General features: G+C 47.5%; 21 protein-coding genes. 19 read left to right on the top strand and 2 right to left on the bottom strand.

The features are described 5' to 3' along the window. Positions 1-33: 33 nt before the first annotated feature. The 6 genes from BJP58_RS34220 to BJP58_RS04365 all read left to right on the top strand — a co-directional run bounded on the left by BJP58_RS34220 (position 34) and on the right by BJP58_RS04365 (position 5,159). A complete protein-coding gene (locus tag BJP58_RS34220) occupies positions 34-270 on the top strand; it encodes a LacI family DNA-binding transcriptional regulator (RefSeq protein WP_194542949.1) in 237 nt (78 codons plus the stop codon). After that, positions 246-1,088 (top strand): substrate-binding domain-containing protein, encoded by an 843-nt coding sequence (locus BJP58_RS04385; RefSeq protein ID WP_194542948.1) that lies wholly within the window; start codon positions 246-248, stop codon positions 1,086-1,088. The genes BJP58_RS34220 and BJP58_RS04385 overlap by 25 nt, the downstream gene beginning before the upstream one ends. A gap of 22 nt (positions 1,089-1,110) precedes the next feature. Then, entirely contained in the window at positions 1,111-2,808 is a 1,698-nt protein-coding gene (locus BJP58_RS04380; RefSeq protein ID WP_194542947.1) for an NPCBM/NEW2 domain-containing protein, read from the top strand. A gap of 328 nt (positions 2,809-3,136) precedes the next feature. Beyond that, a complete protein-coding gene (locus BJP58_RS04375; RefSeq protein WP_194542946.1) occupies positions 3,137-3,484 on the top strand; it encodes a DUF1048 domain-containing protein in 348 nt (115 codons plus the stop codon). Positions 3,485-3,494: 10 nt separating this feature from the next. After that, a complete protein-coding gene (locus tag BJP58_RS04370; RefSeq protein ID WP_071218998.1) occupies positions 3,495-3,845 on the top strand; it encodes a DUF1048 domain-containing protein in 351 nt (116 codons plus the stop codon). Between the two features lie 165 nt (positions 3,846-4,010). Next, complete coding sequence (locus BJP58_RS04365; RefSeq protein WP_194542945.1) at positions 4,011-5,159, top strand: enolase C-terminal domain-like protein; 1,149 nt, start codon at positions 4,011-4,013, stop codon at positions 5,157-5,159. Positions 5,160-5,315: 156 nt separating this feature from the next. Here BJP58_RS04365 and BJP58_RS04360 read toward each other — a convergent pair whose 3' ends face one another. Then, positions 5,316-5,774 carry a DinB family protein gene (locus BJP58_RS04360; protein WP_194542944.1) on the bottom strand — a complete coding sequence of 153 codons (459 nt, stop codon included), beginning with the start codon at positions 5,772-5,774 and terminating at the stop codon, positions 5,316-5,318. 247 nt (positions 5,775-6,021) lie between these two features. On the opposite strand from BJP58_RS04360, the gene BJP58_RS04355 reads away from it, so the two are divergent. Next, complete coding sequence (locus BJP58_RS04355; RefSeq protein ID WP_194542943.1) at positions 6,022-6,618, top strand: DUF1349 domain-containing protein; 597 nt, start codon at positions 6,022-6,024, stop codon at positions 6,616-6,618. A 48-nt stretch (positions 6,619-6,666) separates the two neighbouring features. Here the strand turns inward: BJP58_RS04355 and BJP58_RS04350 are convergent, their stop codons facing one another. Further along, complete coding sequence (locus tag BJP58_RS04350) at positions 6,667-7,245, bottom strand: NAD(P)H oxidoreductase (protein WP_194544814.1); 579 nt, start codon at positions 7,243-7,245, stop codon at positions 6,667-6,669. A 246-nt stretch (positions 7,246-7,491) separates the two neighbouring features. On the opposite strand from BJP58_RS04350, the gene BJP58_RS04345 reads away from it, so the two are divergent. From BJP58_RS04345 to BJP58_RS04290, 12 genes are all read left to right on the top strand, one after another. Then, the gene (locus tag BJP58_RS04345; protein ID WP_194542942.1) at positions 7,492-7,863 is read left to right on the top strand and encodes a winged helix-turn-helix transcriptional regulator; all 372 of its coding nucleotides are present in this window, start codon (positions 7,492-7,494) and stop codon (positions 7,861-7,863) included. A 151-nt stretch (positions 7,864-8,014) separates the two neighbouring features. Beyond that, on the top strand, positions 8,015-8,347 hold the full coding sequence (locus BJP58_RS04340) for a winged helix-turn-helix transcriptional regulator (RefSeq protein WP_194542941.1): 333 nt from the start codon (positions 8,015-8,017) through the stop codon (positions 8,345-8,347). Positions 8,348-8,662: 315 nt separating this feature from the next. Further along, positions 8,663-9,391, top strand: coding sequence for an NAD(P)-dependent oxidoreductase (locus tag BJP58_RS04335; protein WP_194542940.1), 729 nt, complete (start codon positions 8,663-8,665; stop codon positions 9,389-9,391). A 15-nt stretch (positions 9,392-9,406) separates the two neighbouring features. Next, positions 9,407-9,730 carry a hypothetical protein gene (locus BJP58_RS04330; protein WP_194542939.1) on the top strand — a complete coding sequence of 108 codons (324 nt, stop codon included), beginning with the start codon at positions 9,407-9,409 and terminating at the stop codon, positions 9,728-9,730. 85 nt (positions 9,731-9,815) lie between these two features. After that, positions 9,816-10,649, top strand: coding sequence for a nucleotidyltransferase domain-containing protein (locus tag BJP58_RS04325; protein ID WP_233355113.1), 834 nt, complete (start codon positions 9,816-9,818; stop codon positions 10,647-10,649). A 256-nt stretch (positions 10,650-10,905) separates the two neighbouring features. Next, positions 10,906-11,868, top strand: a complete 963-nt coding sequence (locus BJP58_RS04320; RefSeq protein ID WP_194544812.1) for an ABC transporter permease — start codon at positions 10,906-10,908, stop codon at positions 11,866-11,868. Between the two features lie 24 nt (positions 11,869-11,892). Continuing rightward, positions 11,893-12,777 carry a carbohydrate ABC transporter permease gene (locus BJP58_RS04315; protein WP_071219006.1) on the top strand — a complete coding sequence of 295 codons (885 nt, stop codon included), beginning with the start codon at positions 11,893-11,895 and terminating at the stop codon, positions 12,775-12,777. A gap of 125 nt (positions 12,778-12,902) precedes the next feature. Then, on the top strand, positions 12,903-14,498 hold the full coding sequence (locus tag BJP58_RS04310; protein WP_194542938.1) for an extracellular solute-binding protein: 1,596 nt from the start codon (positions 12,903-12,905) through the stop codon (positions 14,496-14,498). Positions 14,499-14,832: 334 nt separating this feature from the next. Beyond that, positions 14,833-17,157, top strand: coding sequence for a helix-turn-helix transcriptional regulator (locus BJP58_RS04305; RefSeq protein ID WP_194542937.1), 2,325 nt, complete (start codon positions 14,833-14,835; stop codon positions 17,155-17,157). Between the two features lie 259 nt (positions 17,158-17,416). Further along, positions 17,417-19,993, top strand: a complete 2,577-nt coding sequence (locus BJP58_RS04300; RefSeq protein WP_194542936.1) for an exo-rhamnogalacturonan lyase family protein — start codon at positions 17,417-17,419, stop codon at positions 19,991-19,993. 94 nt (positions 19,994-20,087) lie between these two features. Then, entirely contained in the window at positions 20,088-20,822 is a 735-nt protein-coding gene (locus tag BJP58_RS04295) for a DUF1961 family protein (protein ID WP_194542935.1), read from the top strand. A 78-nt stretch (positions 20,823-20,900) separates the two neighbouring features. Continuing rightward, the gene (locus BJP58_RS04290; RefSeq protein WP_442953949.1) at positions 20,901-21,947 is read left to right on the top strand and encodes a glycoside hydrolase family 88/105 protein; all 1,047 of its coding nucleotides are present in this window, start codon (positions 20,901-20,903) and stop codon (positions 21,945-21,947) included. The last annotated feature ends 17 nt before the right edge of the window (positions 21,948-21,964 follow it).

The raw sequence follows: 21,964 nt of genomic DNA, 5'->3' as shown, positions 1-21,964 counted from the left end.
TCCAAAACTATAACAGACAGGTGTTATGCCGATATGAAAATAACTTTAAAAGACATTGCTGAGCATGCCAATGTATCTATTTCTTCGGTTTCGAGGGCTTTAAACAACGCAAACTCGCCAACACTTGTAAACGACAAACTCGTCTGCGAATTATTCAAGTTGCCAAGGACCTGGGTTACTATAAGTTTAAAAATAAACTGCAAAAAAACGAAAAATTTTCAGAGAATGAAAAGGTCCCAAAGAGAGTGGGACTTGTTTTATATGATGTAAAAGCTAAATACCAGGATCCATATTTTTCAGAAATTATATACGGAATCGAAAGTGAATTACTTGATCAAGAATGTATATTGGACTTTACATTTGAGGTGCAGGATATTTTCAATTTCAATTTATTTGGGGATATGAACGAGAGTGACTTAGGAGTTATTTGTATCGGACCGCTTAAGCATGATTTTATAAATGAGCTGAATAAGCGGGTTCCATTTGTTATATCGGTGGGCGGAATACCTAAGTTGGAAATGGATTATGTTACGGTGGATTTTCGTCATGCGGCAATGCAAGCAGTTCAATATTTGGTAGATCTCGGTCATCGAAATATTGCATTTATTGGCGGAAGCTCACAAGTTGGAATGCCGATTGACCAAGAAGAACGTTTCTATGGTTATAAAGAAGCGATGGAGTTGAACCATCTTAAAATTGTTCCGGAGTGGGTTCAAGACGGCTGCTTTGATCTGATCAAGAGCTATGAAGCCATGAAAAAAATTTTAAACACGCAGAGTCCGCCTTCGGCCGTATTCACAGCTAGCGACAAAATGGCATTCGGGGCGTATAAGGCAATTGGTGAATATGGGCTATCGATTCCCCATGATATATCTGTTGTTTCTTTTGATAATGTCGAAATGTCAGAATTCATTAACCCTCCGTTAACTACGGTACAGGTACACAAGGAGGAAATGGGGAGAATCGCAGTCAAATTACTGCTTCAGCGCATGGAAGGGGGGATACCTTTGCCATTGATCAGCTATTTGCCGACAAAACTTATTGTCCGCAGTAGCTGTACCGAGAAAAGCGAACTGAAAAAAATTTGAAGGTTTTGAGGAGGGGAAAATAATGAAAAAAGTAATGGCTTGTCTCAGTTTAGCAACTTGTATGCTTATCCCCCTGGTTGCTCCAGCGCACGCACAATCAGCACAAGGGGACACAAATGCATATGAAAAAAAACCAAAAGCAACCTTTCAAGTGATCAGTGACCTGCATATTAGGGATACATCGTTCTCTCATAACAAATTATTGAAAGCGCTTCAAGATCTTCATTCCGCTGATCCGCTGGTAGATGCTATGGTCATCAACGGAGATATAACGAATAACGGTTTTCCCGAAGAATATGCGAAGGCTCGCGAACTTCTTGATCAATCTCCTAAACCGAAGAATCTGTATATGACCATTGGGAATCATGAGTTTTTTAATGGAGAAGGAAATGAAGTGAACACAAGTCGGTTCGCAGACTTTATCGAAGAGGAGCATGTGTACTACGAGAAAATCGTGAAAGGCTATCCTTTTATATTTCTAGGCTCTGAAAGCTGGGGGCCCGTCGATTCTCCCACCAAAGACCATGCCTATCTGAGCGACGAGCAGTTGAATTGGCTGGAAGATACTTTGGAGAAGCGCAGTAATAGCGAGAAGCCTATGTTTGTTTTTCTTCATCAGCCTCTTTCCGCTGTACATGAAACAGCAGAAAAGCGTCTAACTGATCTCTTCTCGAAGTATCCGCAAGTTATTTTATTCACTGGCCATACTCATCGGGATATGCGACTTCCAAATATTAACCTAACGCAGAATAAATTTACGAGTATCAATACAGCTTCTGTTTATTATACAACCTTCGCACCAACAGTAAACTGGGATGAAAGCCAAGGATTGTATGTGCAAATTTACGATGACAGGGTCGTTGTCCAAGGACGCGACTTTTACCGTAAGCAATGGATTCCCGAAGTGCATTACACGATAGATGTTCAATCGGCAACAACTTTTTCTTATCGTAATAACTATGTTATTCCGGGTGAACCTACCCTATTAACCTCAACCTTTACAAATTATGGACAAAACACAATCGAGGCCATTCAATTGGACTTAACGGCCCCTGATGGTTGGAGCGTAGAGGCAGTAAATGATCCTCTGGTCACGAATCTTTCTCCTGGAAGTTCGATTGAAACGGATTGGCGTGTGACGCCCCCAGATACTGCTGAGCCTGGATTCGCAAATTTAAATGCCACCGTTTCATTTGAATATGGGGAAAATAATAAGCAATCAGAGTGGAGTGCCGACTCCATAGTCTGGATACCAGAACGGCTCCCAACTGAAGATTCTTATGTAAGTGGTGTGGAATGGATTCATTCCGCTAATCATTGGGGGCCCGTAGAACGGGATCAGAGTAACGGTGAAAAAGCAAAAGACGACGGAAAAACCATAACCATTGGCGGTGAAAAATATACGAAAGGCTTAGGTGTACATGCGAATGCTGAGATTGCTTATTATATAGGCGGCAACTTCTCAACGTTTGCCGCTGATATCGGAATCGATGATGAAGTGGGGAATAGAGGGTCGGTCGTATTTCAAATTTGGGCAGACGACGAGAAAGTATATGACAGCGGGCTTATTACCGGATCTGATTCCGTCAAAAAAGTTCATGCGGATATCTCCGGTGCAAACGTACTGAAGCTGGTCGTTACTGATGGCGGAGACGGCACTGGCTACGACCATGCGGATTGGGCAAATGCTCATATTGCTAGATCCGATGTAAACCGTTAGGAAGGCTAATATCCGCTGTTACAAAGGCTTAGTGCAAAACATATTTGAATTTGAACAACGGATAACAAGGATTTGACTATAATTGCCGGATACAAAACATGCTCCCGTTGAAAGTCGCTAATTTAGCGGCTTTTTTCCTTTAAGGGTGCAAGTTCTTGTCCCCATGGATTAACGGCAGGATAGTTGAAAACGTACAATCGACATCAGAACAAACGCTATTGACAATCCATCTACTGCGTGTTACTTTATAGCTGTAGTATGTATTACTTTATACCAGTGATACAGAATAGCAACGGGAAAAAATTAACGAGTTAAAGGAGATAAAATAATGAATTTTTGGGAGAAAATCACCGGCAGCGACATGACTAAGGAAATGAAAGCTTTTGAATTGAGAGCCAAAAAGTTACCACCTGATTATCAAGCGGCATGGGAAAAAATTAATGCGCATCTTTGGCCGCACTCAGATTTCACCGGTCGCAACCTCATGCCCATTCTTGACGGTGTGCTTGGCCTGCTCGAAGAAACGGCGGCAGACGGACAGAGTATCGAAGAGGTTTTGGGTGACGATATCAAAGGCTTCTGTTCAGCGCTGGCCGGCATCGATGAGGCAAAATCTTTTCGCGACAAGTGGCGCAAGCAACTCAACGACAATATCGCTAAAAAATTAGGTAAATAGGAGGATGAAAATGAGAATTCAAGATATCATTGAAGGCAAAAAAGAGTGGCGGGCGCACGTGGCGCGTGTCAAAGCGCTCCCGAAAGATTATCAGATTGTTTATAAAGAGATTCAAAAATATCTCTTTAAGGTCGGTCCTGTTGAGCTAACGGACGGGACGGGTTTGCTTTCGGGGATAATTGATCTTTTTGAAGAGGGTGCGGCCTTAAGGAAAGGCGTGCTCGAAGTGACGGGCAGTGACGTAGCGGCTTTCTGCGACGATCTAATCAAAGATTCAAAAACTTACGCTGACATCTATCAAGAATCTCTGGATCAAGAGGGTAACAAAGCCATAAAGAAGGATACGGATAAAACAAAGTAAAGTGGGATATCAGTCTGGAAACAGCAATTGAAGTGAAAGGTCATTTACAGATTTCCAACGGAAGAAGAATGTTCTTATCTTCTAACAGTATAATTCTATAATATGGTGTTCTGCTTACGAATCACATCGGGACATGAAACCGTCGAGTCGGTGAAGGAGGATTCTATGAATATTACGGGTATACAATCTGATTGGAAAGTGGAAAAGATCGAATTCGCCAAGTTAACGGGAGAACGAGCCAGAAGCGCGGGGGCCAATGGCAGGATCGGCATTCATGGCAAAAGCTGCACAGTGGATATCGCCAGAATAACGATCGATGGACAAACAGGGTACGGTAGCTCGATTCATATGACGCCGAAATGGGCCCAAGACATCATAGGCCGCCGATTGCTTGACTTATTCGATGACCGGGGCAGACTGCTCGAAGCGTATCGTTTGCAATTGGAATACCCAATGCTCGATTGGTTAGGAAAGAGACAAGACAAACCCGTGTATGACTTGGTGTCCGGTGGCCACATGGAAAGAGGAGTCCCATTGGTTGTTCCCTGCTATGATACCTCACTGTACTTCGACGATTTGCATTTGTCCGATGAGAGGACCGCTGTCGTGTTGATGCAGGAAGAAGCGATGCAAGGATATGCGAAGGGTCAACGTCATTTTAAGATTAAAGTTGGCCGTGGCGGACGCCATATGCCACTCTGGGAAGGGACGAAACGAGATATCGCAATTGTTCGGGGGATCTCGGAAGTGGCAGGTCCCGCAGGTAAGATCATGATCGATGCGAATAATGCATATAATTTGAACTTAACCAAAGAGGTCTTGGGGGCTTTAGCGGATGTAAATCTGTATTGGCTGGAAGAAGCGTTCCATGAGGATGATGCCTTGTACGAGGATCTGAAGGAGTGGCTCCGGCAACGTGGGCAGAATGTGCTTATCGCGGATGGGGAAGGGCTTGCCTCACCGCATCTAATTGAGTGGGCGACACGCGGCCTTGTCGATGTGCTGCAGTACGATATCATCAGACCCGGTTTCACGCATTGGATGGAATTAGGCGAGAAACTGGATGCCCATGGTTTGCGGACTGCGCCTCATTGTTACGGAAATGCCTATGGTATTTACGCGTCTGGACATTTGTCAGCCGCGGTGCAGAACTTCGAATTTGTGGAATATGACGACATTACAATCGAAGGAATGGATGTATCAGGCTATCGAATCGAAAACGGAGAGATTCATATTCCGGCCACGCCGGGTTTCGGAATCGTCTTCGACGATGAACTTGTAACTAACCTTATAAAGCGATCCGGCTGGTCCTGATGTCGAGGTACAACTGCATGGTTTTTATTGAAAGTCGCTATTTTAGCGGCTTTTTTATTTTATCGGTACAATTTCTTGTCTCGAGCCGGGGACAAGGAACTGTACCGATTACCGAAATGGACATAACTTATACGATTAGCTATCGAGTCATTACGTTCAGAATAGGGGGCCGGCGAATCCGTTTAAACGTGCTATGACGCCGATTTGACCGACATGGTACGACTCATGATCGAAAACATGATGGATAATCCATCGTAGCGTCGGCGGCGAAGGCGGTTCCCAACCGTCTGAAAAACGAGGGAGCTCTACAACTGGCTCGCGTTCATCGTATTCCATAAAGTCGAGTTTATGGTCTGTATGGTCTCGAATGTCGATATATGCCTGCAAAATTTGCTGAGGACGATCCAAGACTCGTTGAAGTCGTCGCTCTCCCTTAAGTACGATCACGTTAATCCATTCGTCTTCGCTGCGCGCGATGTGCTCAACGATCCAAGCGATCGAATTCGGATGATCTGGATGCCTTGCATGCCACTGTTCCTCAGTCAATTGATTTAAATAAGGGATCAATATCTTTCTTGCATCGTTTCGATAAGGAAAAAAGGTAGTGAGCTTCATAAAATCCTCCAAGAAAAATAGAGTTGTTACAGGTATTTACTACCATGTGTCATTGTAACTTATTTTTAGAGATGGGAACAACTGACGATTAAGTTTGGGGCAAAGCGCTAGAGTATTCGTGCTGGGTAGAGATGTCAAATATCACAAAATTGTTTTATAAATGATATATTTAGAAGGGGAAAGATGGGTTTTTGTTGAACATCCCATCTTAAGAAATAAAAGTTAATTCAATAGAGGAGAATGAGTTATGATTAAGAATTTATTTCAGCCAGAAACAAGAAAGAATTTAATGTGGTTAAATGAACCTGAACATTGGGAGTTTACAGCAGATGGCAGGCTAATCATTGATGCTCCAACGAATGCTGACTTTTTCAAAGACCCCGGAGGTAAACATGTTGCTCATTCTGCACCCTATCTGCACATCCAGGTGAATTCAACATTTCAGCTTATAACGCAGCTTCAGGTAGACATGAACGAATTGTATGATTCCGGGTGTCTGATGTTGATGGCAGATGAGAACAATTGGGCTAAGCTTTGTTTTGAGTTCAACGGTGAGTATGCTACGATCGTGTCTGTTGTTACGCAGAACGGTTTGTCCGATGATTGTAACTCTGAGCGTGTATTAGTAAGCAATCCTTATTTAAAAATAACGAAGAATGATCAACTTATTTCTTTTTATTACTCATCAGATGGTGAAGCTTGGAAATTGATTCGATACTTTGGAATGAACACCTCAGCACCGTTTACAGCGGGTGTGGTAGCCCAATCACCGAAGGGAGCAGGTTGTCGAGTCGAATTTCTGTCTTTGGTTTTATCCGAATCTGATGAAAGAAGCAGGTTTTAGAGTAAACGCATAATAAAGCAATCAGACAGTTCAGACTTAATCTAAAGCTTACTGTTCCTTCGCATAATTCAACCCTAAGTGATGAGCATGGTTAAGCAGCGTCTCATAATGCTTGGGATTGGATTCCAAGGTCTCGTATAAAAATTCAACCTTGGAATTGGATACACCGCAATAATCTGCAATTCCCACATTGAGCAAATGAGTCATCATTTCATCATAGTTACGCTTTTTCATCTGTTCTTTCGAAACGCCCGCCAAACCAATCCACAAGACATGCTGATGATGAAGCTGGTTCGAACCGTACGCAAACCCATTGTTCCATACACGGTCTATATAACCTTTTAGCATGGCAGGCAAATGCCACCACCAAATTGGAAAAATAAATGCCAAGGCATCGTGCTTCTTCATTCGCCTTATTTCCAGTTCTACTTCAGGGGAAAAGGACTGTTCCTCTGTTGACCAGTCAGGTTCATCTACTCCTTTTAAAACAGGGTCAAAACCAATCTCGTGTAAATCCAAGATCTCATAGTCGTGGCCCGCCGCAGTAAGACCTTTTACGAAATGATCGGCAACCTTAAAGGTCAGGGAATCTTTTCTTGGGTGGGAAACAACGCATAATACTCTCATACTTGTCTCTTCACTACCTTTCTCATTTCTCAACAGCTATCTTATAGCCACGATCAATGGCTGATGCTATTATAAACAGTAATAAAATTATCAGGAAGTACGCACTTTCAAGTTCTATAGGATGATACAGGTGCCCTAGAAACATCGAAGTGCCCTAGACAGTTGCCCTAGAAACTTACCTGAGTAACGGACTGAAATGAATCTTATGTTCCTAGAAAAACCAGGCTTTTAACGGGGGAATGAGAGATGACTGAGAAGAGGGAAAATAACGTTCAAAAGAAGTATAAAGTCGGAGTGGAGGCGGCATTAGAAGTAATGGGGGGGAAATGGAAGCCTTTAATCATCTATCATTTGATGACAGGACGGAAACGGACGTCTGAGCTTCGACGGTTAATGCCCGACATCACGCAAAAAATGCTGACCACTCAACTAAGAGGCCTGGAAAAGGACGGAATTGTTGCACGAAAGGTTTATAAAGAGATCCCACCTAAAGTGGAGTATGAGTTAACGGTCTACGGCTGGGGATTAAAACCCGCATTAGACCATTTATGCTATTGGGGAGAAGATCACCTGGAAAAGATTTATGGTGATAAATCCAAGGTTTTGGAGGAGTTTTAAGGCAATACACACAGGCAATTCATACACCTAAAAGAATGGGCATTTATCCTTTTAAGCTTCAATGATTGACTTGATTGTAGAGCTATCGTAAAATTTTGTTATGTCAATTATAGGTAATGCACTTACTTAAAAGTAAGGGGATGATTCAATAATGATTCATCAGCGCGAATGTCCAATTGAGACACTCATTGATGTTTTAGGCGGTAAATGGAAACCCATGATTTTATGGCACTTGATTGAATCCAAGAAGAGGTTCAACGATCTGGAAAAGCTTATACCTGATGCTTCACAAAAAATGCTTTCACAACATCTCCGAGATTTGGAACGAGAAGGCATAGTTGATAGAACGGTTCACCCGGTTATCCCTCCAAAAGTGGAATATTCTCTTAGTGAATACGGCAGAACATTGATTCCTGTAGCAGAAATTATGTGTTCTTGGGGAGAAAATCATAATAAGCGGAAATATGAAGAGCCAGCGTCATAAAGCCGGTTCATTGAACTTGTACACGAATTCAATCAACTCAAACAAAAAGCTGCCACGGGATTCCGGGCAGCTTTTTGTTTACCTACAGTGCACAATCCTGATATGAATGGATAACAATACTCCTATTACAGTAGAATTGCCGCCAAACTGTCTAAAATTCCCCCTTCCTCCCAACCTCCGCTAATATGTATCCCTTTCTGCATGCTTACTTTTAAGTAAGCACCCTACTTTAAAGTGGGTTCTTAACATCATTTTGAAGCGATGCTAAGCTTGAGTTATCCAAAATTTGGGACCCTAAAAGAGGAGGAACGAACAATGAGAATTATTGTTTTTGGAGCGACAGGGAATACAGGGAAAAGAGTGCTGGCACAAGGGATAAAAATGGGCCATGGAATGACCGCATTTGTGAGGAATTCCGAGAAGCTATATGATCAATTAGGTGAGCATTCCGCAAAGCATGTGAAGGTGATCGTAGACGATATAATGAACCCGGTAAGTGTCCGTCAGGCGCTCGTGAATCAAGACGCCGCTATGATTGCAGCAGGCCATGCAGGCCAGGGAGAAGAGTTTGTTCGTATCGTCGATAACATTATAAGCCAATGTCAATTGGAGCCTAGTTTCTCTGGGCGGGTATGGGTCATGGGAGGTGCCGGTTTACTGGATATTCCATATACCGAACTTATCGGCAACAATTTACCGGGGTTCCCACCTGAGTATAAAAATCACAACCGGAATTTCGAAAGGCTGCAACGGACTGGGCTCGATTGGTCCATGATGTGTCCGGGAACCATGATGGATTCAAGCGAGCATCCAGAGCCGGTTCATCTTCATGTAACAACGGATACCTTGCCCGTTCCGATGCCGGAGACGATTAAGGCATATTCCGAGGCAGAAATAGCCGGTCACTTGTTCAGCCGATTTCAAGAGCTGAATGTTGCTTATGACGATGTCGTAATGTGTATGTTGGACCATCTTGTGCTCGGAGGAGCGTTTAAGGGGAAAAGGGTCGGTCTAGCCTATCAAAGCAAGATATCGGTAAGCTGAGAAGAAGGGAGGGGCATGGATTTGTTTGGATTACTGCTCGTTTTGCATATATTAGCTTCGATCGCCATTATTGGCCCCGCTTTCGTGATGCCCATCATTCGAAGATCAGCAAGAACCGTCGGCCAGCTGCACTTTACTTTTGGTATATCGACCAAGCTTGCCATCATGCCAAAAATTGGCGGATTCGTACTTGTTAAGATCCTATCTGAAAGTCAAGAGCAGGGTAATGATATACCCGCCGAGTTCGGCCAGCTGATCAAAAAGATCGTACCCATCGAGACGGCAGCACAGCTGTTGATGATTGCCATATTGGTGCTCATGGTCGTTAAGCCATTTTAAAGAAGGCGATGGAGCGTCCTAACCCGCTTTTAGTCACATGATTGTGGTGCTATAATTAGGAAAATGCTGGGTCAAAGGAAAGTTGGTGATTGAAATAGGGATTTTAAAAGCGGGTTATGGTTTAGACCAAAATGGCTTTATTGTAAGCGATGTGAGTAAAGACAAAATTGCGGATGTCTATGCGACTTGCATTCATGAATCGATCGAGAGCCTTAAACATTTATTTCATCAACATTTGCATAGTGTTTATGTGTACGGTAGCGTAGCCAGAGGAGAAGCGATTGCAATTAAATCAGATTTAGACCTTATCGCTATGTTCAATACCAAATTAAGTTCTGATAAGTTAGCTGAATTAAAGAAACTTGCTGGAGAACTATCTAATAATTATCGTTTTATAGTTCGGGATGTTGGTATTGCTGTAGCCTATTATGAATATACGCTTGACCCCTCAAATTATTACGAAAATGCATTTCTTAAGGAACTCTGTGTTTGTGTATATGGAGAGGATCTAGGTGAACGATTTGGTCCTTATCAACTTACATCAGAGATAGCCATCCGTTTTAATGGTGATATTAATGAAGTTCTTAATCGGACGTTAACAAGGCTAACAACAGCTTCTGGAGAAGATTTCAAAAAAATTACACAAAGCTTCGCTCGTAAACTCATTCGAACATACTATTCAATGGTGATGGAGCGTTCTCAGATTTGGACGACACGACTTCACGAACAGTCTGAAGTCTTTCTTCATCACTTTCCAGAAAAAGAATCAATCGTTCGCACTCTGCTAAATTGGATAGATGAACCGCCTACAGACCATAAGGCTGTGTATGAGTTGTTTAAGATTGAGGGGGAATGGGCTGGCGCTAACTTTACAAATGAAGCCAACATTCCTTATAAAGCTAACGGGGGCTTTAGTTGAATAAGACAATACTACACAATAAAACTTCCAGATACTTGGAGGTTTTATTTTTTTTGTTTCTGCGAGAAGTGCTTGTTTATACAGGGCTATACGCGTCTTACCACTCGTTTGCCGACTTTGCACTTTCTTTAAAAATGCCGAAAAACGAGGCTTTTTTACTCTTCAAAAATGTCTCATTGCGGGAAAAGAAAGCGCTGCCGCATAATAAGGCCACACCGCTCGCGAGGTGATGAACGACATATGGAGGTGGAGAATGATGAAGCAAGCTACGGCTCAAAGGGATTTCCCGCAAACGTCCAAGCAGGTGGAGCACCGCACGAGCTTCGCGGCGAGGCTTCGCAGGGACAAATGGCTCTACCTGCTGCTGCTCCCAGGCTTGCTTTATTTTTTGGTTTTTAAATACGTGCCGATGTGGGGGGTCATGCTGGCATTCCAAAACTATCAGCCGTTTACCGGCTTTTTGAAAAGCGAATGGGTAGGCTTCGAGCATTTTCGGCTATTTTTTAACAATCCAGAGTTTTTAATGCTGCTGCGTAATACGCTGTTGCTATCGTTCTATAATCTCATCTTCTTTTTTCCCGCTCCGATTATACTGGCACTCTTGTTAAACGAAGTACGGCTTTCGTTCTTTAAGCGCACGATTCAAACGATGATTTACGTTCCGCATTTTATATCGATGGTAATCGTGGCAAGCCTGACGTACGTGTTCCTAACCACGGAAGGCGGCACCGTCAACGAACTGCTATTCCAATATACGGGGAACAAAATCCAATTTCTGTCCGATCCGTCTTGGTTCCGCCCCGTGATTATTTTGCAGACGATCTGGAAGGAATGCGGCTGGGGAACGATTATATTCCTGGCGGCGCTGGCGGCCGTCGATGTGGAACAGTACGAAGCGGCGACGATTGACGGGGCAAACCGTTGGAGACAAATCTGGCACATAACACTGCCGGCGATCCGCAGCACGATCGTAATTCTTTTGATTTTGCGGATGGGCAGCGTGCTGGACAACGGCTTCGAACAGATTTATCTAATGTTGAATCCGCTTAACCGCTCGGTAGGCGAAGTGTTCGACACATACGTATACGCGATGGGCATTACACAAGGCGCTTTTAGCTACAGTACGGCTGTCGGGCTGTTTAAATCGATTGTTGGCGTAACGCTGGTGCTCGGCACGAACTGGCTGGCGAAAAAGTTCGGCCAATCCGGGCTTTACTGATAAGCAAGAAAGGGGAATCAATCCATGGCCAAGCAATACAAATCCGCGGCCGGTGTCACGTTCGATGCTGCCAACTACATCGTGCTATCGTTGTTCGGGCTGGCTGCCGTGCTCCCTTTCGTCTACGTGATTGCGGGCTCTTTTGCCTCGGACGCGGAGCTTACGTCAAGAGCGGTATTTTTCATACCCAAAACATTTACATTAAACGCTTATAAGTTTATTTTTTCGACAGATACGATTATGAGAAGCATCGGCGTCTCCGTCTACATAACGGTCATCGGCACGCTCGTCAACCTGTTTTTCACGGTTACGATGGCCTATTCCTTAGCCAAGAGAGGGTTGTACGGCCGGAATCTGGTGCTGAATCTCGTCATCTTCTCCATGCTGTTTGGCGGTGGCATGATTCCGACTTATCTGGTCGTGAAGGAGCTGAACCTGCTCGATTCGCTCTGGGCTCTCATGCTGCCAGGGGCGATCAGCGCGTTTAATCTGATCATCGTCAAAAACTTTTTTCAGGAAATTCCGAAGGAGATCGAGGAGGCCGGCCGCATCGACGGCTGCTCCGAGCTTGGCCTCTTAGGGCGGATCGTGCTGCCGCTTTCAATGCCCGTCCTCGCTACGTTTACGTTGTTTTACGCCGTCGGGCATTGGAACGATTTCTTTGCGGCACTGCTGTATATTAACGATCCGGAAAAATGGCCGCTGCAGGTCATGCTGCGCCAGATCGTTCTGCTGTCGCAAGCGGCTGCAGGCGATTTGAACTCGATGGACCCTAATTTCGTGCAGCCGCCGGATCAATCGATCAAAATGGCCGTGATCGTTGTCGGCACGGTTCCGATCTTGTGTGTGTATCCGTTCCTGCAAAAGCATTTTGCCAAAGGCGTCCTGCTTGGCTCGGTCAAAGGCTAAAGTTTGTTATTCCAAATGTGTGATTCCGCTTAGGCTCTGTTGTTAATACCCGAGACACGCTGATTGATTTGCTTGGAGCTCATGCGGTTTGCAATATGATCTTAATGATAAAGGGAGGCTATTTAATGAAGAAAAAGACAATGAAGGCGAAACGTGCTTCCACATTTCTAATTCTAGGCACGGTTTGTATCGTACTGATGGCAAGCTGCTCGTCCGGTAAAAACAACGGTGGCACAGACTCTTCCAACAATTCGACGGCGGCTCCCCCTGCAAGCGCTTCCGCAGATACGCAAGAAGCGTTTAAGCTGAACATCATGCTCCCGATTTTTAAAACGAACTATCCGAAGGACGACAGTCCCGTAGCGGCTGAACTCGAGAAGCTGACCGGCACGGACATTCATTTCGAATGGGTGCCTAACGCTTCCTATGCGGATAAATTCAACATTACGCTTGCATCGGGCAATTTGCCGAAAATCATTTACGTGCCGGACTCAAAGGGCCCGAGTTTCGTTAGTGCGGTAAAATCGGGGGCGTTCTGGGATTTGACCGACAAACTCAAAAATTATCCGAACCTCAGCCAGGCCAGCGAAATCATTCTGAACAACTCCTCGATTAACGGCAAAACGTACGGCGTATATCGCGGGCGCGAGCTTGGCCGCAACGGCGTTTATTACCGCCAGGATTGGCTGGAGAACGTCGGACTTGAGCAACCGAAAACGATCGACGATTTTTACAACATGCTGAAAGCGTTCAAAGAGAAGGATCCGGACGGCAACGGTAAAGACGACACGTACGGACTGGTTATGGTCAAATGGACGGCCGGCTGGGGAGCGGGCTTCGACCAGATCAAACTGTGGTTTGGTGCACCTAACGTTTGGGGTGAAAGGGATGGCCAGCTCGTACCGGAGTTCGAATACGATGAATATCTCGAAGCGCTCAAGTTCATGAAAAAGCTGTATGACGAAAAACTCGTCAACCAAGATTTTGCCGTCATGGACTCGGCGAAGTGGACGGATCCGCTTGTTAACGGGCAAGCCGGCGTGATTATCGACGTCGTCGACGGAGCGGCTCGAGTCGACGACAAAATCAAGGCGGCGAACGCGGCGGCGGGCAATGATTCAAGGGAGCATTACATGGATGTGTTCGGTGCAGTAACCGGTGCGGATGGTCAAATTCGCACGCTGCCTACTTCCGGTTTTGCCGGCCTATTAGCCATTCCGAAGTCGAGTGTGAAGACTGAGGAGGAAGTCGACCGCATTCTGAAATTTCTAGATCAGCTGAACGAGCCTGACCTGCAAACGCTGACCAGCTTCGGCCTTGAAGGCGTGCATTATACCAAGATCGACGATACAACGCTGGAAAGAAGTACGGATTCCGTGCTGCTCGAGTCTGAAGTCGAAGGTCTTAACCAGATGGTACCTTACATTCCTGAAGGAAAAGGGCTGCAAGTGGCCCAGACACCGCTTCGCTTAAAACAAACAGAGGTTCAAATAAAAAACCGGGAAACCATCGTCGCCAATCCGGCGGAGCCGTTTATTTCTGAGGTGTATTCGCAAAAAGGACAACAGCTTGGCAATATTATTAATGATGCCCGCATTAAATTCATCGTCGGCCAAATCGACGAGCAAGGCTGGCGCGATGCAATCGAACTGTGGAAAAAATCCGGGGGCAACGATTACGTGAAGGAAATCAACGAGCTGTACGCAGCGTCCAAATCCTAGACGAAGTCAATTAGCAGTGATATTCAGCGGAAAAAAGAGGCCAACTGCCTCTTTTTTCTCTATCCGAATTTTTCTTCCGAGAGTCCCCACAAAGTGACGGTAGCTGCTCTGTAGCCAAGACTCCACGATGGCCGGTTTTTGGAATTCCTCTGTTTTTTAAACAATTTACTCTGAAAATATGCAGGTTTTATTAGTAGGACCGCGTTATGCTAATTAAGACAGTCGATTTTATTTCGCTGTTGCTATATTTGAATACGCTTACATATCTGAAAGGCAAAGGACCGCCTAACAAAGGAAGGCAAAACTAATTTTAGATATGGTTGGTGAGCTGACGATGAATGGATGGAAAATGTTATTGGCCCGCTTATCCGGCAGATCTGGCAGCTTCTATAGGAAAAGCTTAATCATGTTCCTGTTTGTTGCCGGAATTCCCGGCATTATTACCGGGGTTCTCGTATATTCGATGGCCGGTGGTAAGCTGGAAAAGGAGCTGCTGAAGCTCCATAACAACCAGATTGAGCAGCGGTCGCAGAACCTGAATAAACAGCTGTCCAATCTCGAAATGATGCTGGCGCATTGGGCGTTCGATACGAGCTTCGATTATTCGCTCGGCGAACGCGACTTCGTGCGTGATTTTGAGAAGACCCGCGATATTACGAATACGCTGCTCGTCATGCAGGGCTCCAATACGATGATTCGTAACGTCAGCCTCTATTTGCGCGGAAGCCAGCCGGTATTGTTTTATCCGGAATATTCCGCTTTACATGATGCAAGTGTCATCAAGTTATACAACCAACTGCTTGACGCAGGAAAAACGACGTATTGGACACAGCTAACGCTGGATCCCGATCAGCCGGGAAAACGGGAATTGACGTTTGTGCATCTCGTTCCCGGTGGCAGCCAAAAACCGATTGGAGCCTTGATCGTCCGCTTGGACAGCGATCAAGTCGCGGAAGCGCTGCAGACCATTACTCCTTATGCCGACGGCGAAAATTTTCTAACGGAGCCGAGCAGTCATCTATTCGTATCCGCCAACGGGAGCTCGATAGATTCGACGTTCGTAAAGGCAGTCAGAAGCGAGGTCGAGTCAAACGTGAATAAGGAAGGCTCGTTTCTTTATGAATGGAACGACAAGACCTATGCGGTCACGTACGGTTATTTCGCACGAATCATGGATAACTGGCTGTACGTGTCGGCTTCGCCGATCACCAATATAACTGCACCGGTCGTTTTTATATCCAAAGTCATTTTGACGGTCAGCTTGAGCGCTCTCTTGCTGGCAATAGGGCTTGCTTGGCTTGCATCGATCCGAATGTACTTACCTGTAAAAAGGCTAATGAAGGATTTGCTGCCAAGCGCCTCCTTATCGGGCGGAGGCCGGGAGGACGAGTTTACGCTCATCGAGCGGCAATGGCAGCATTTAAGCAGGGAGAGTCGGGAGCTGAACGCCAAGTGGCTCGAGCAGCTGCCGCATGTAAAGGAAAGCTTTCTCCATCAGCTCCTTCAGGGCTATTTGTACGCCTATACGGAGGAGGACCTGCGGTCACGGATGGAACGGTATAAATGGCAGGTGTGCGGCAAGCAATTTGTCGTGCTGTACGTACAGCTTACCGGGATCGCCAGCATGGAAGGGAAGTTCAAGTTTGGCGACGAGGGACTGGTTACCTTCGCATCCGTCAACATGATCGAAGAGCTGGCGGATTCGTATTTCGAGCAAAGCAGCACGATCAATTTCCATGATCTTGGATCAGGGGTGCTGCTCATCTTGCCGGAAGGGGAGCCATGTACAGAAACGATCAAATCGTTTTGCGAAAAGCTTGCGCAGACGGTTAACCGGTTGCTGAACATGGTGGTGACGGTGGCGATCAGCCGGGCTACCGGCCGTGTAAGCGACATACCGCTCGCATTTGAAGGCGTGAAACACGCAGCCAGCTTCCGCAAATTCGATAACGATAACCAGATTATCGAAATGGAGCAGCTGAATTTCGAGGATTCGTCCGAACCGCAGTATCCCTTTACGCTGGAAAGAGAATTTCTTCAGGCGCTTCGAACCGGACAGGAAGCGGACGCCAACGCCTTGCTCGTTGAATTCCAGAATGCGCTGTCCGTGCAGGAGGCAAAAGCGATAGATGTCCAGCAGGGGATGCTTCATTTGCTGGGTTCCGTCCAGCATGCGATTCTGGTATCCGGTATTCAGCCGAATCGTTTGTTCAAGGGCGCCAACCTGTATGAGCAGCTTTCCCAGATTAAAGAACCTGCTGGCGCCAAGGAATGGTTCCAAGTGAAGGTGATCGCCCCTTTCATGAAGGAGCTGACGACCCGAACGGATGGCCAGGTCAAACGGCTGATTGAGCATGCCATGAACTATATGCAGCAAAACTATATGCACGACATTTCGCTCGACAATTGTGCCGACCACATCGGCACGAACCCGTTTTTCCTGAGCAAATCATTCAAACAGGTCACCGGCAAAAACTTTATCGATTATTTGACCGAGCTGCGTATGGAAAAAGCGAAGGAGCTTCTTCGGGAATCGGAGATGAAAATTAACACGGTCGCCGAACAAGTCGGATATCGGCACAGCTATTTTAATCGGATCTTTAAAAAGCTCGAGGGCATGACTCCTACCCGTTATCGTGAACTTAGCCGGGCAGATTAGGAAGCAAGCTGCGATAAACAGATCGAAAGAAGCAGCCGGCAGCGGTTCATGATGTGACCGCTGCCGGCTTTATTGTGATGCGCAGGGCTGCGAAGCACCAGAAAAACCTTAACGTGCAATAAAGTGCAATTCTCGCGAAATCGTGCAATTTAGCCCGGCGGATGCCATCAAGAAAGTGCCATTGCCGGGAAAGCCGCAGCTGTCTACAATGAGGGCGTTGAAAGAACGGAAGCCAAGAAAACGTTTAGGAGATGATGCCATGAACGACACGCGAGTATCACTGCGTTGGTTAAAGGCAGCCGCTGATATTCCGGCCGGGCTGACTTGGGGAATGCCGTGGAAGGAGGGGGAGCTTTCACGGGACGACCGGCTGTCGCTGCACTTGGAGGGCGGGACTGCCCCTGCACTGCAAAGCTGGCCGACTGCATATTGGCCGGACGGCAGCGTCAAATGGACGGCGCATGCCGCCGCATTTCCGACTGGTGCCCCTCATGGGTATACCATCGTGAAGGGAGATTCCAAACATTCACCAACAGCGGCTTCATTGTCCGTACGTGAAGCAGAGGATGGCTTTACCATCGACACGGGCGTCATTTCCTTTCGGGTACCGAAAACAGGTAGCCAAATGATCGCTGATGTTCTACGAAACGGTGTCAGTATAAGCTCTTATGGCGAGTTGATCGCTATCAAGGAAAGCGTAAGCGAGCTGACCGGGAGCCGAACGATCCGGGAGGAACGTTATCAATCCCAAATCTACGAAGCGAAGGTGGAGCAAGCAGGTCCGGTACGAGCGGTCGTCAAGCTGACGGGCCGCCACCGTGCCGTGAACGGAACTGGTGAATGGCTTCCTTTTTCGCTTCGCCTGTATGCTTACGCGGGTCTGGAGTCGATCCGGATGGTGCATACGTTTTTTTATGACGGCAATCCGAACCAGGATTTCGTGAAAGGACTCGGCATCCGTTTCACCCTGCCGATTCGTGGGCCGCTGTACAACCGCCACATCCGATTTGCCGGTGATACCGGTTATTTAAGCGAATCGCCCAAAACGCTTCATTCGCGGCGCACAAAAGGCAGATATTTGGAGCTGTTCAAGCGTCAGCTCAATGGGGAAACACTGCCCGACGAAGAAATGGACGACGAGTACTTTATGAATCTGCTGCACGACTCCGCAAGCTGGGACGGCTTTAAGGTGACGCAGTTCTCAGCCGACCATTATCTGATGGCCAAGCGGACCAGGGCAGGCTGCAGCTGGATCAAATCCGGAGAAGGCCGGAGAGCGCGCGGTGTTGCATATGTCGGTGGGCCCGGCGGCGGACTGGCTCTTGCGATGCGCAATTTCTGGCAAAAGCATCCTTCGGGCATGGAGGCGCACGGCCTCACAGAGGACCAGGCGCAGCTGATCGCCTGGTTCTGGTCCCCGGAAGCGCCGGCCATGGACATGCGCCATTACGATACGTTAACGCATGTTGAATCTTCCTACGAAGGCGCGGAAGAGCTGCGGGCAACTCCGTACGGCGTCGGCAATACGAGCGAGCTGACGATTTGGTGCCGGGCGTTTACGCCGTCGCCAGTTGAGCTGGAGGCTTACGCGAGCTATAACGACTCGCCTCCGCAGCTTGTATGCGAGCCGGCTTATTTGCGGAGCCAAGGCGCTTTTGGCATTTGGAGCTTGCCGGACAGGGGAACGCCCGCCAAAGCCCGCCTCGAAGAGAAGCTGGACGGGATCATCGCCTTTTACCAAAGGGAGGTGGAGCAGAGGCGCTGGTACGGCTTCTGGGATTACGGCGATTTCATGCACAGCTACGACCCTGCGCGCCATGTCTGGAATTACGACCTCGGCGGCTGTGCTTGGCAAAATACGGAGCTGGTCCCGAACATGTGGCTGTGGCTGATGTACTTGCGCTCGGGACGTGAAGATATTTTCCGGATGGCGGAGGCGATGACGCGCCATACGAGCGAGGTCGACGTCTATCATTTCGGGGAATACGCCGGGCTCGGCTCCCGGCATAACGTCGTCCATTGGGGCTGCGGATGCAAGGAAGCCCGGATCGGGATGGCCGGGCTACATCGCTACTATTATTATTTAACGGGGGACGAGCGGATCGGGGATATGATGGACGAGGCGAAGGATGCCGACTATACGACCGTCCATATCGATCCGATGCGCGCCTATTTTCCCAAGGACGAGCATAAGACCCATATCCGGGTCGGCCCGGATTGGGCGGCTTTCAGCTCCAACTGGATGACCCGCTGGGAGCGCAAAGAGGATATGTTTTACCGCGATAAACTGCTTACCGGCATTCGATGCATTAAACAGGCGAATTACGGTCTGATCTCCGGTCCGACTTACGGTTATGATCCGAATACCGGCTTGCTGACGTCGATGGGTGACGACAACTGGGGGCGCCATCTGGCGTTATGCATGGGCGCGCCGCAGGTATGGTTCGAGCTGTCCGGCATGCTGAAGGATAAACAGTGGGACGACATGATGGCCGATTTCGGTGTTTTCTATAATCTTTCGCAGGAAGAAAAGGATCAAGTCACAGGCGGCGCCATCAGCACAAAGCGGTTTGAGCATCCAGTTCTGACGCTGGCCCTCGTCGCTTACGGCGCGTGGTACCGTAAGGACGGGCGTACAGCCGATGTTGCCTGGTCGACGCTGCTGGGACACCCTTTTGCAACCACAGACCTGGAAAAAGACGCCGTTGACGTTACGTACGTCGACAAGCTGAAGGAGATTGACTGGATGAATACGAATGAGGCGTCGCAATGGTCTTTGAACACGATCATCAGCCTGGAACTGATCCCAGATTCTTTACCTGACCATGTAGACTAAGGCCCGCCAGGAAGCTAATGTGTAATGCAGCTCGGTTATCGCTCGTCGCCCATGCGCGGTAACCCAGACATGGGAAGAAAGGAGCGTGAATACGATGACAACAGATCAACCAACCGAAACAGGGGTCGTGCATACTGCTAAAAGCCCGCTGATTCCCGAAAGTTGGCGTGCGATTTATGCAAACCCACTCTCCAAGCCCGAGCATGTCGCGGATTTTCGAATGGAGGGAGAAGGAGCCATCACGTTTCCTTTGGGACGTATGCGGCTCGAAAGCGTCCGCGACGAGGCGGAGGGGCAGCGAGCCAATTTCGTATTGTGGTGCCCGGAGAACTTTCCGGCGGACGCCGCCGTCTCATGGGATTTTTGGCCGGTACGCGAGCCGGGCCTGGCGATTATGTTTTTTAGCGCAAGCGGCACGGAAGGCCGGGATTTGCTCGATTCTTCCATCAAGCCACGGACTGGTGAATACGACCAGTATCATCACGGCGAAATGAACGCTTTCCACGTTTCTTACTTCCGGAGGAAGTGGGCGGAGGAGCGGAAGTTTCATACATGCAATTTGCGTAAAAGCTACGGTTTCCACCTGGTCGCGCAAGGTGCCGACCCGATTCCGGGTGTCATGGACGCAGTCGGACCATACCGGATGCTGATCGTTAAGAGCGGACATCGCATTACGTTTGCCGTTAACAATCTTCCGCTTTTCTCGTGGGAAGACGACGGCGTCACGTACGGGCTTCCAATCGCTGGCGGAAAGCTCGGTTTCCGCCAGATGGCGCCTCTCATTGGAGAATACGCGAATTTAACCGTATATGCCGAAAGTAAATCGTAGTAAACACCGTTAATTCCATAATTACTGTCAAAGCCTCTTCCATCTCAGTAGAGGCTTTGACCAAGGAGGCTTTGCAAATTGAAGTTAACTATTGCTAATGCCGATCTTAAGCAGGTTGTCGGGTGCGTTGCAGACTACACCTTCGGCATGGATCTCACTTGGGACTGGCCTTGCGGCGTCGCCTATTACGGGATCAGCCGTGCCTTTGAAGTGACTGGCGAGCAAGCATATTTGGAACGGATGATAGAGTGGTGCGATGAATATATCGAAGCAGGACTTCCGGGATGGACGGTCAACACATGCTCGATGGGACATATGCTGCTCACCCTTTACGAACAGACGAAGGATCAGAAATACCTCGATATCATCATGAGCAAGGTGGACTATCTGGAGAACAACGCCCTGCGTTTCGGTGACGGTGTGCTCCAGCACACGGTGTCGGCTAAAAACGATTTTCCGGAGCAATGCTGGGCGGACACTCTGTTTATGGCGGGATATTTCCTATTACGAGCAGGCGTGGTGCTTGGGGAGAAGCAGCTTATTGACGATGCACTTCATCAGTTTTATTGGCATATTAATTATTTGCAGGACGAGAATACCAGCCTGTGGTATCACGGATATAACCACCTTAATAAGGATCATATGTCAGGAATGTATTGGGCACGCGCCAACGCTTGGGCGGCCTATACGATGTCACGCGTGGGACATGTGCTGCCGCAAGCTTACCTGTACCCACCATTTATGCATATTATAAGCTCGCTGCGAGACCAGCTTGCCGCCATCAAAAAGCTGCAGAAGGATGACGGCCTCTGGGGCACCGTGCTCGACTACCCGGAAGCTTATGGCGAGGTGTCAGCCACGGCTGGCATTGCCGCGGCAATGGTGATGCAGAATAATCCGCTTCATGCCAAACATGTAGAGCGGGCGTTAAAGGGCGTGCTGGCTAATATTTCCGAACGAGGACGGGTGCTTAACGTATCCGGTGGAACCGCCGTCATGAACGACATCAGGGGTTATCTCGAAGTGGATAAAAAATGGGCCCAGGGCTGGGGGCAGGGACTTGCGCTTGCCTTACTTTCCGCAGTTATCGAAATGAACAACACGGGAGAACAGGATAACGGATAGATGTTCATATTAAGGAG

The organism is Paenibacillus sp. JZ16 (assembly GCF_015326965.1).
GTDB lineage: Bacteria > Bacillota > Bacilli > Paenibacillales > Paenibacillaceae > Paenibacillus_AQ.
The sequence above is the reverse complement of the archived record's forward strand: the minus strand, read 5'-3'. Positions and strand labels throughout refer to the sequence as shown.

What these genes read in the sequence shown, in the direction of transcription:
- BJP58_RS34220 (WP_194542949.1), top strand. Translation starts at nt 34, where the DNA reads ATGAAAATAACTTTAAAAGACATTGCTGAGCATGCCAATGTATCTATT.
- BJP58_RS04380 (WP_194542947.1), top strand. Translation starts at nt 1,111, where the DNA reads ATGAAAAAAGTAATGGCTTGTCTCAGTTTAGCAACTTGTATGCTTATC.
- BJP58_RS04375 (WP_194542946.1), top strand. Translation starts at nt 3,137, where the DNA reads ATGAATTTTTGGGAGAAAATCACCGGCAGCGACATGACTAAGGAAATG.
- BJP58_RS04370 (WP_071218998.1), top strand. Translation starts at nt 3,495, where the DNA reads ATGAGAATTCAAGATATCATTGAAGGCAAAAAAGAGTGGCGGGCGCAC.
- BJP58_RS04365 (WP_194542945.1), top strand. Translation starts at nt 4,011, where the DNA reads ATGAATATTACGGGTATACAATCTGATTGGAAAGTGGAAAAGATCGAA.
- BJP58_RS04360 (WP_194542944.1), bottom strand. Translation starts at nt 5,774, where the DNA reads ATGAAGCTCACTACCTTTTTTCCTTATCGAAACGATGCAAGAAAGATA.
- BJP58_RS04355 (WP_194542943.1), top strand. Translation starts at nt 6,022, where the DNA reads ATGATTAAGAATTTATTTCAGCCAGAAACAAGAAAGAATTTAATGTGG.
- BJP58_RS04350 (WP_194544814.1), bottom strand. Translation starts at nt 7,245, where the DNA reads ATGAGAGTATTATGCGTTGTTTCCCACCCAAGAAAAGATTCCCTGACC.
- BJP58_RS04345 (WP_194542942.1), top strand. Translation starts at nt 7,492, where the DNA reads ATGACTGAGAAGAGGGAAAATAACGTTCAAAAGAAGTATAAAGTCGGA.
- BJP58_RS04340 (WP_194542941.1), top strand. Translation starts at nt 8,015, where the DNA reads ATGATTCATCAGCGCGAATGTCCAATTGAGACACTCATTGATGTTTTA.
- BJP58_RS04335 (WP_194542940.1), top strand. Translation starts at nt 8,663, where the DNA reads ATGAGAATTATTGTTTTTGGAGCGACAGGGAATACAGGGAAAAGAGTG.
- BJP58_RS04330 (WP_194542939.1), top strand. Translation starts at nt 9,407, where the DNA reads ATGGATTTGTTTGGATTACTGCTCGTTTTGCATATATTAGCTTCGATC.
- BJP58_RS04320 (WP_194544812.1), top strand. Translation starts at nt 10,906, where the DNA reads ATGAAGCAAGCTACGGCTCAAAGGGATTTCCCGCAAACGTCCAAGCAG.
- BJP58_RS04315 (WP_071219006.1), top strand. Translation starts at nt 11,893, where the DNA reads ATGGCCAAGCAATACAAATCCGCGGCCGGTGTCACGTTCGATGCTGCC.
- BJP58_RS04310 (WP_194542938.1), top strand. Translation starts at nt 12,903, where the DNA reads ATGAAGAAAAAGACAATGAAGGCGAAACGTGCTTCCACATTTCTAATT.
- BJP58_RS04305 (WP_194542937.1), top strand. Translation starts at nt 14,833, where the DNA reads ATGAATGGATGGAAAATGTTATTGGCCCGCTTATCCGGCAGATCTGGC.
- BJP58_RS04300 (WP_194542936.1), top strand. Translation starts at nt 17,417, where the DNA reads ATGAACGACACGCGAGTATCACTGCGTTGGTTAAAGGCAGCCGCTGAT.
- BJP58_RS04295 (WP_194542935.1), top strand. Translation starts at nt 20,088, where the DNA reads ATGACAACAGATCAACCAACCGAAACAGGGGTCGTGCATACTGCTAAA.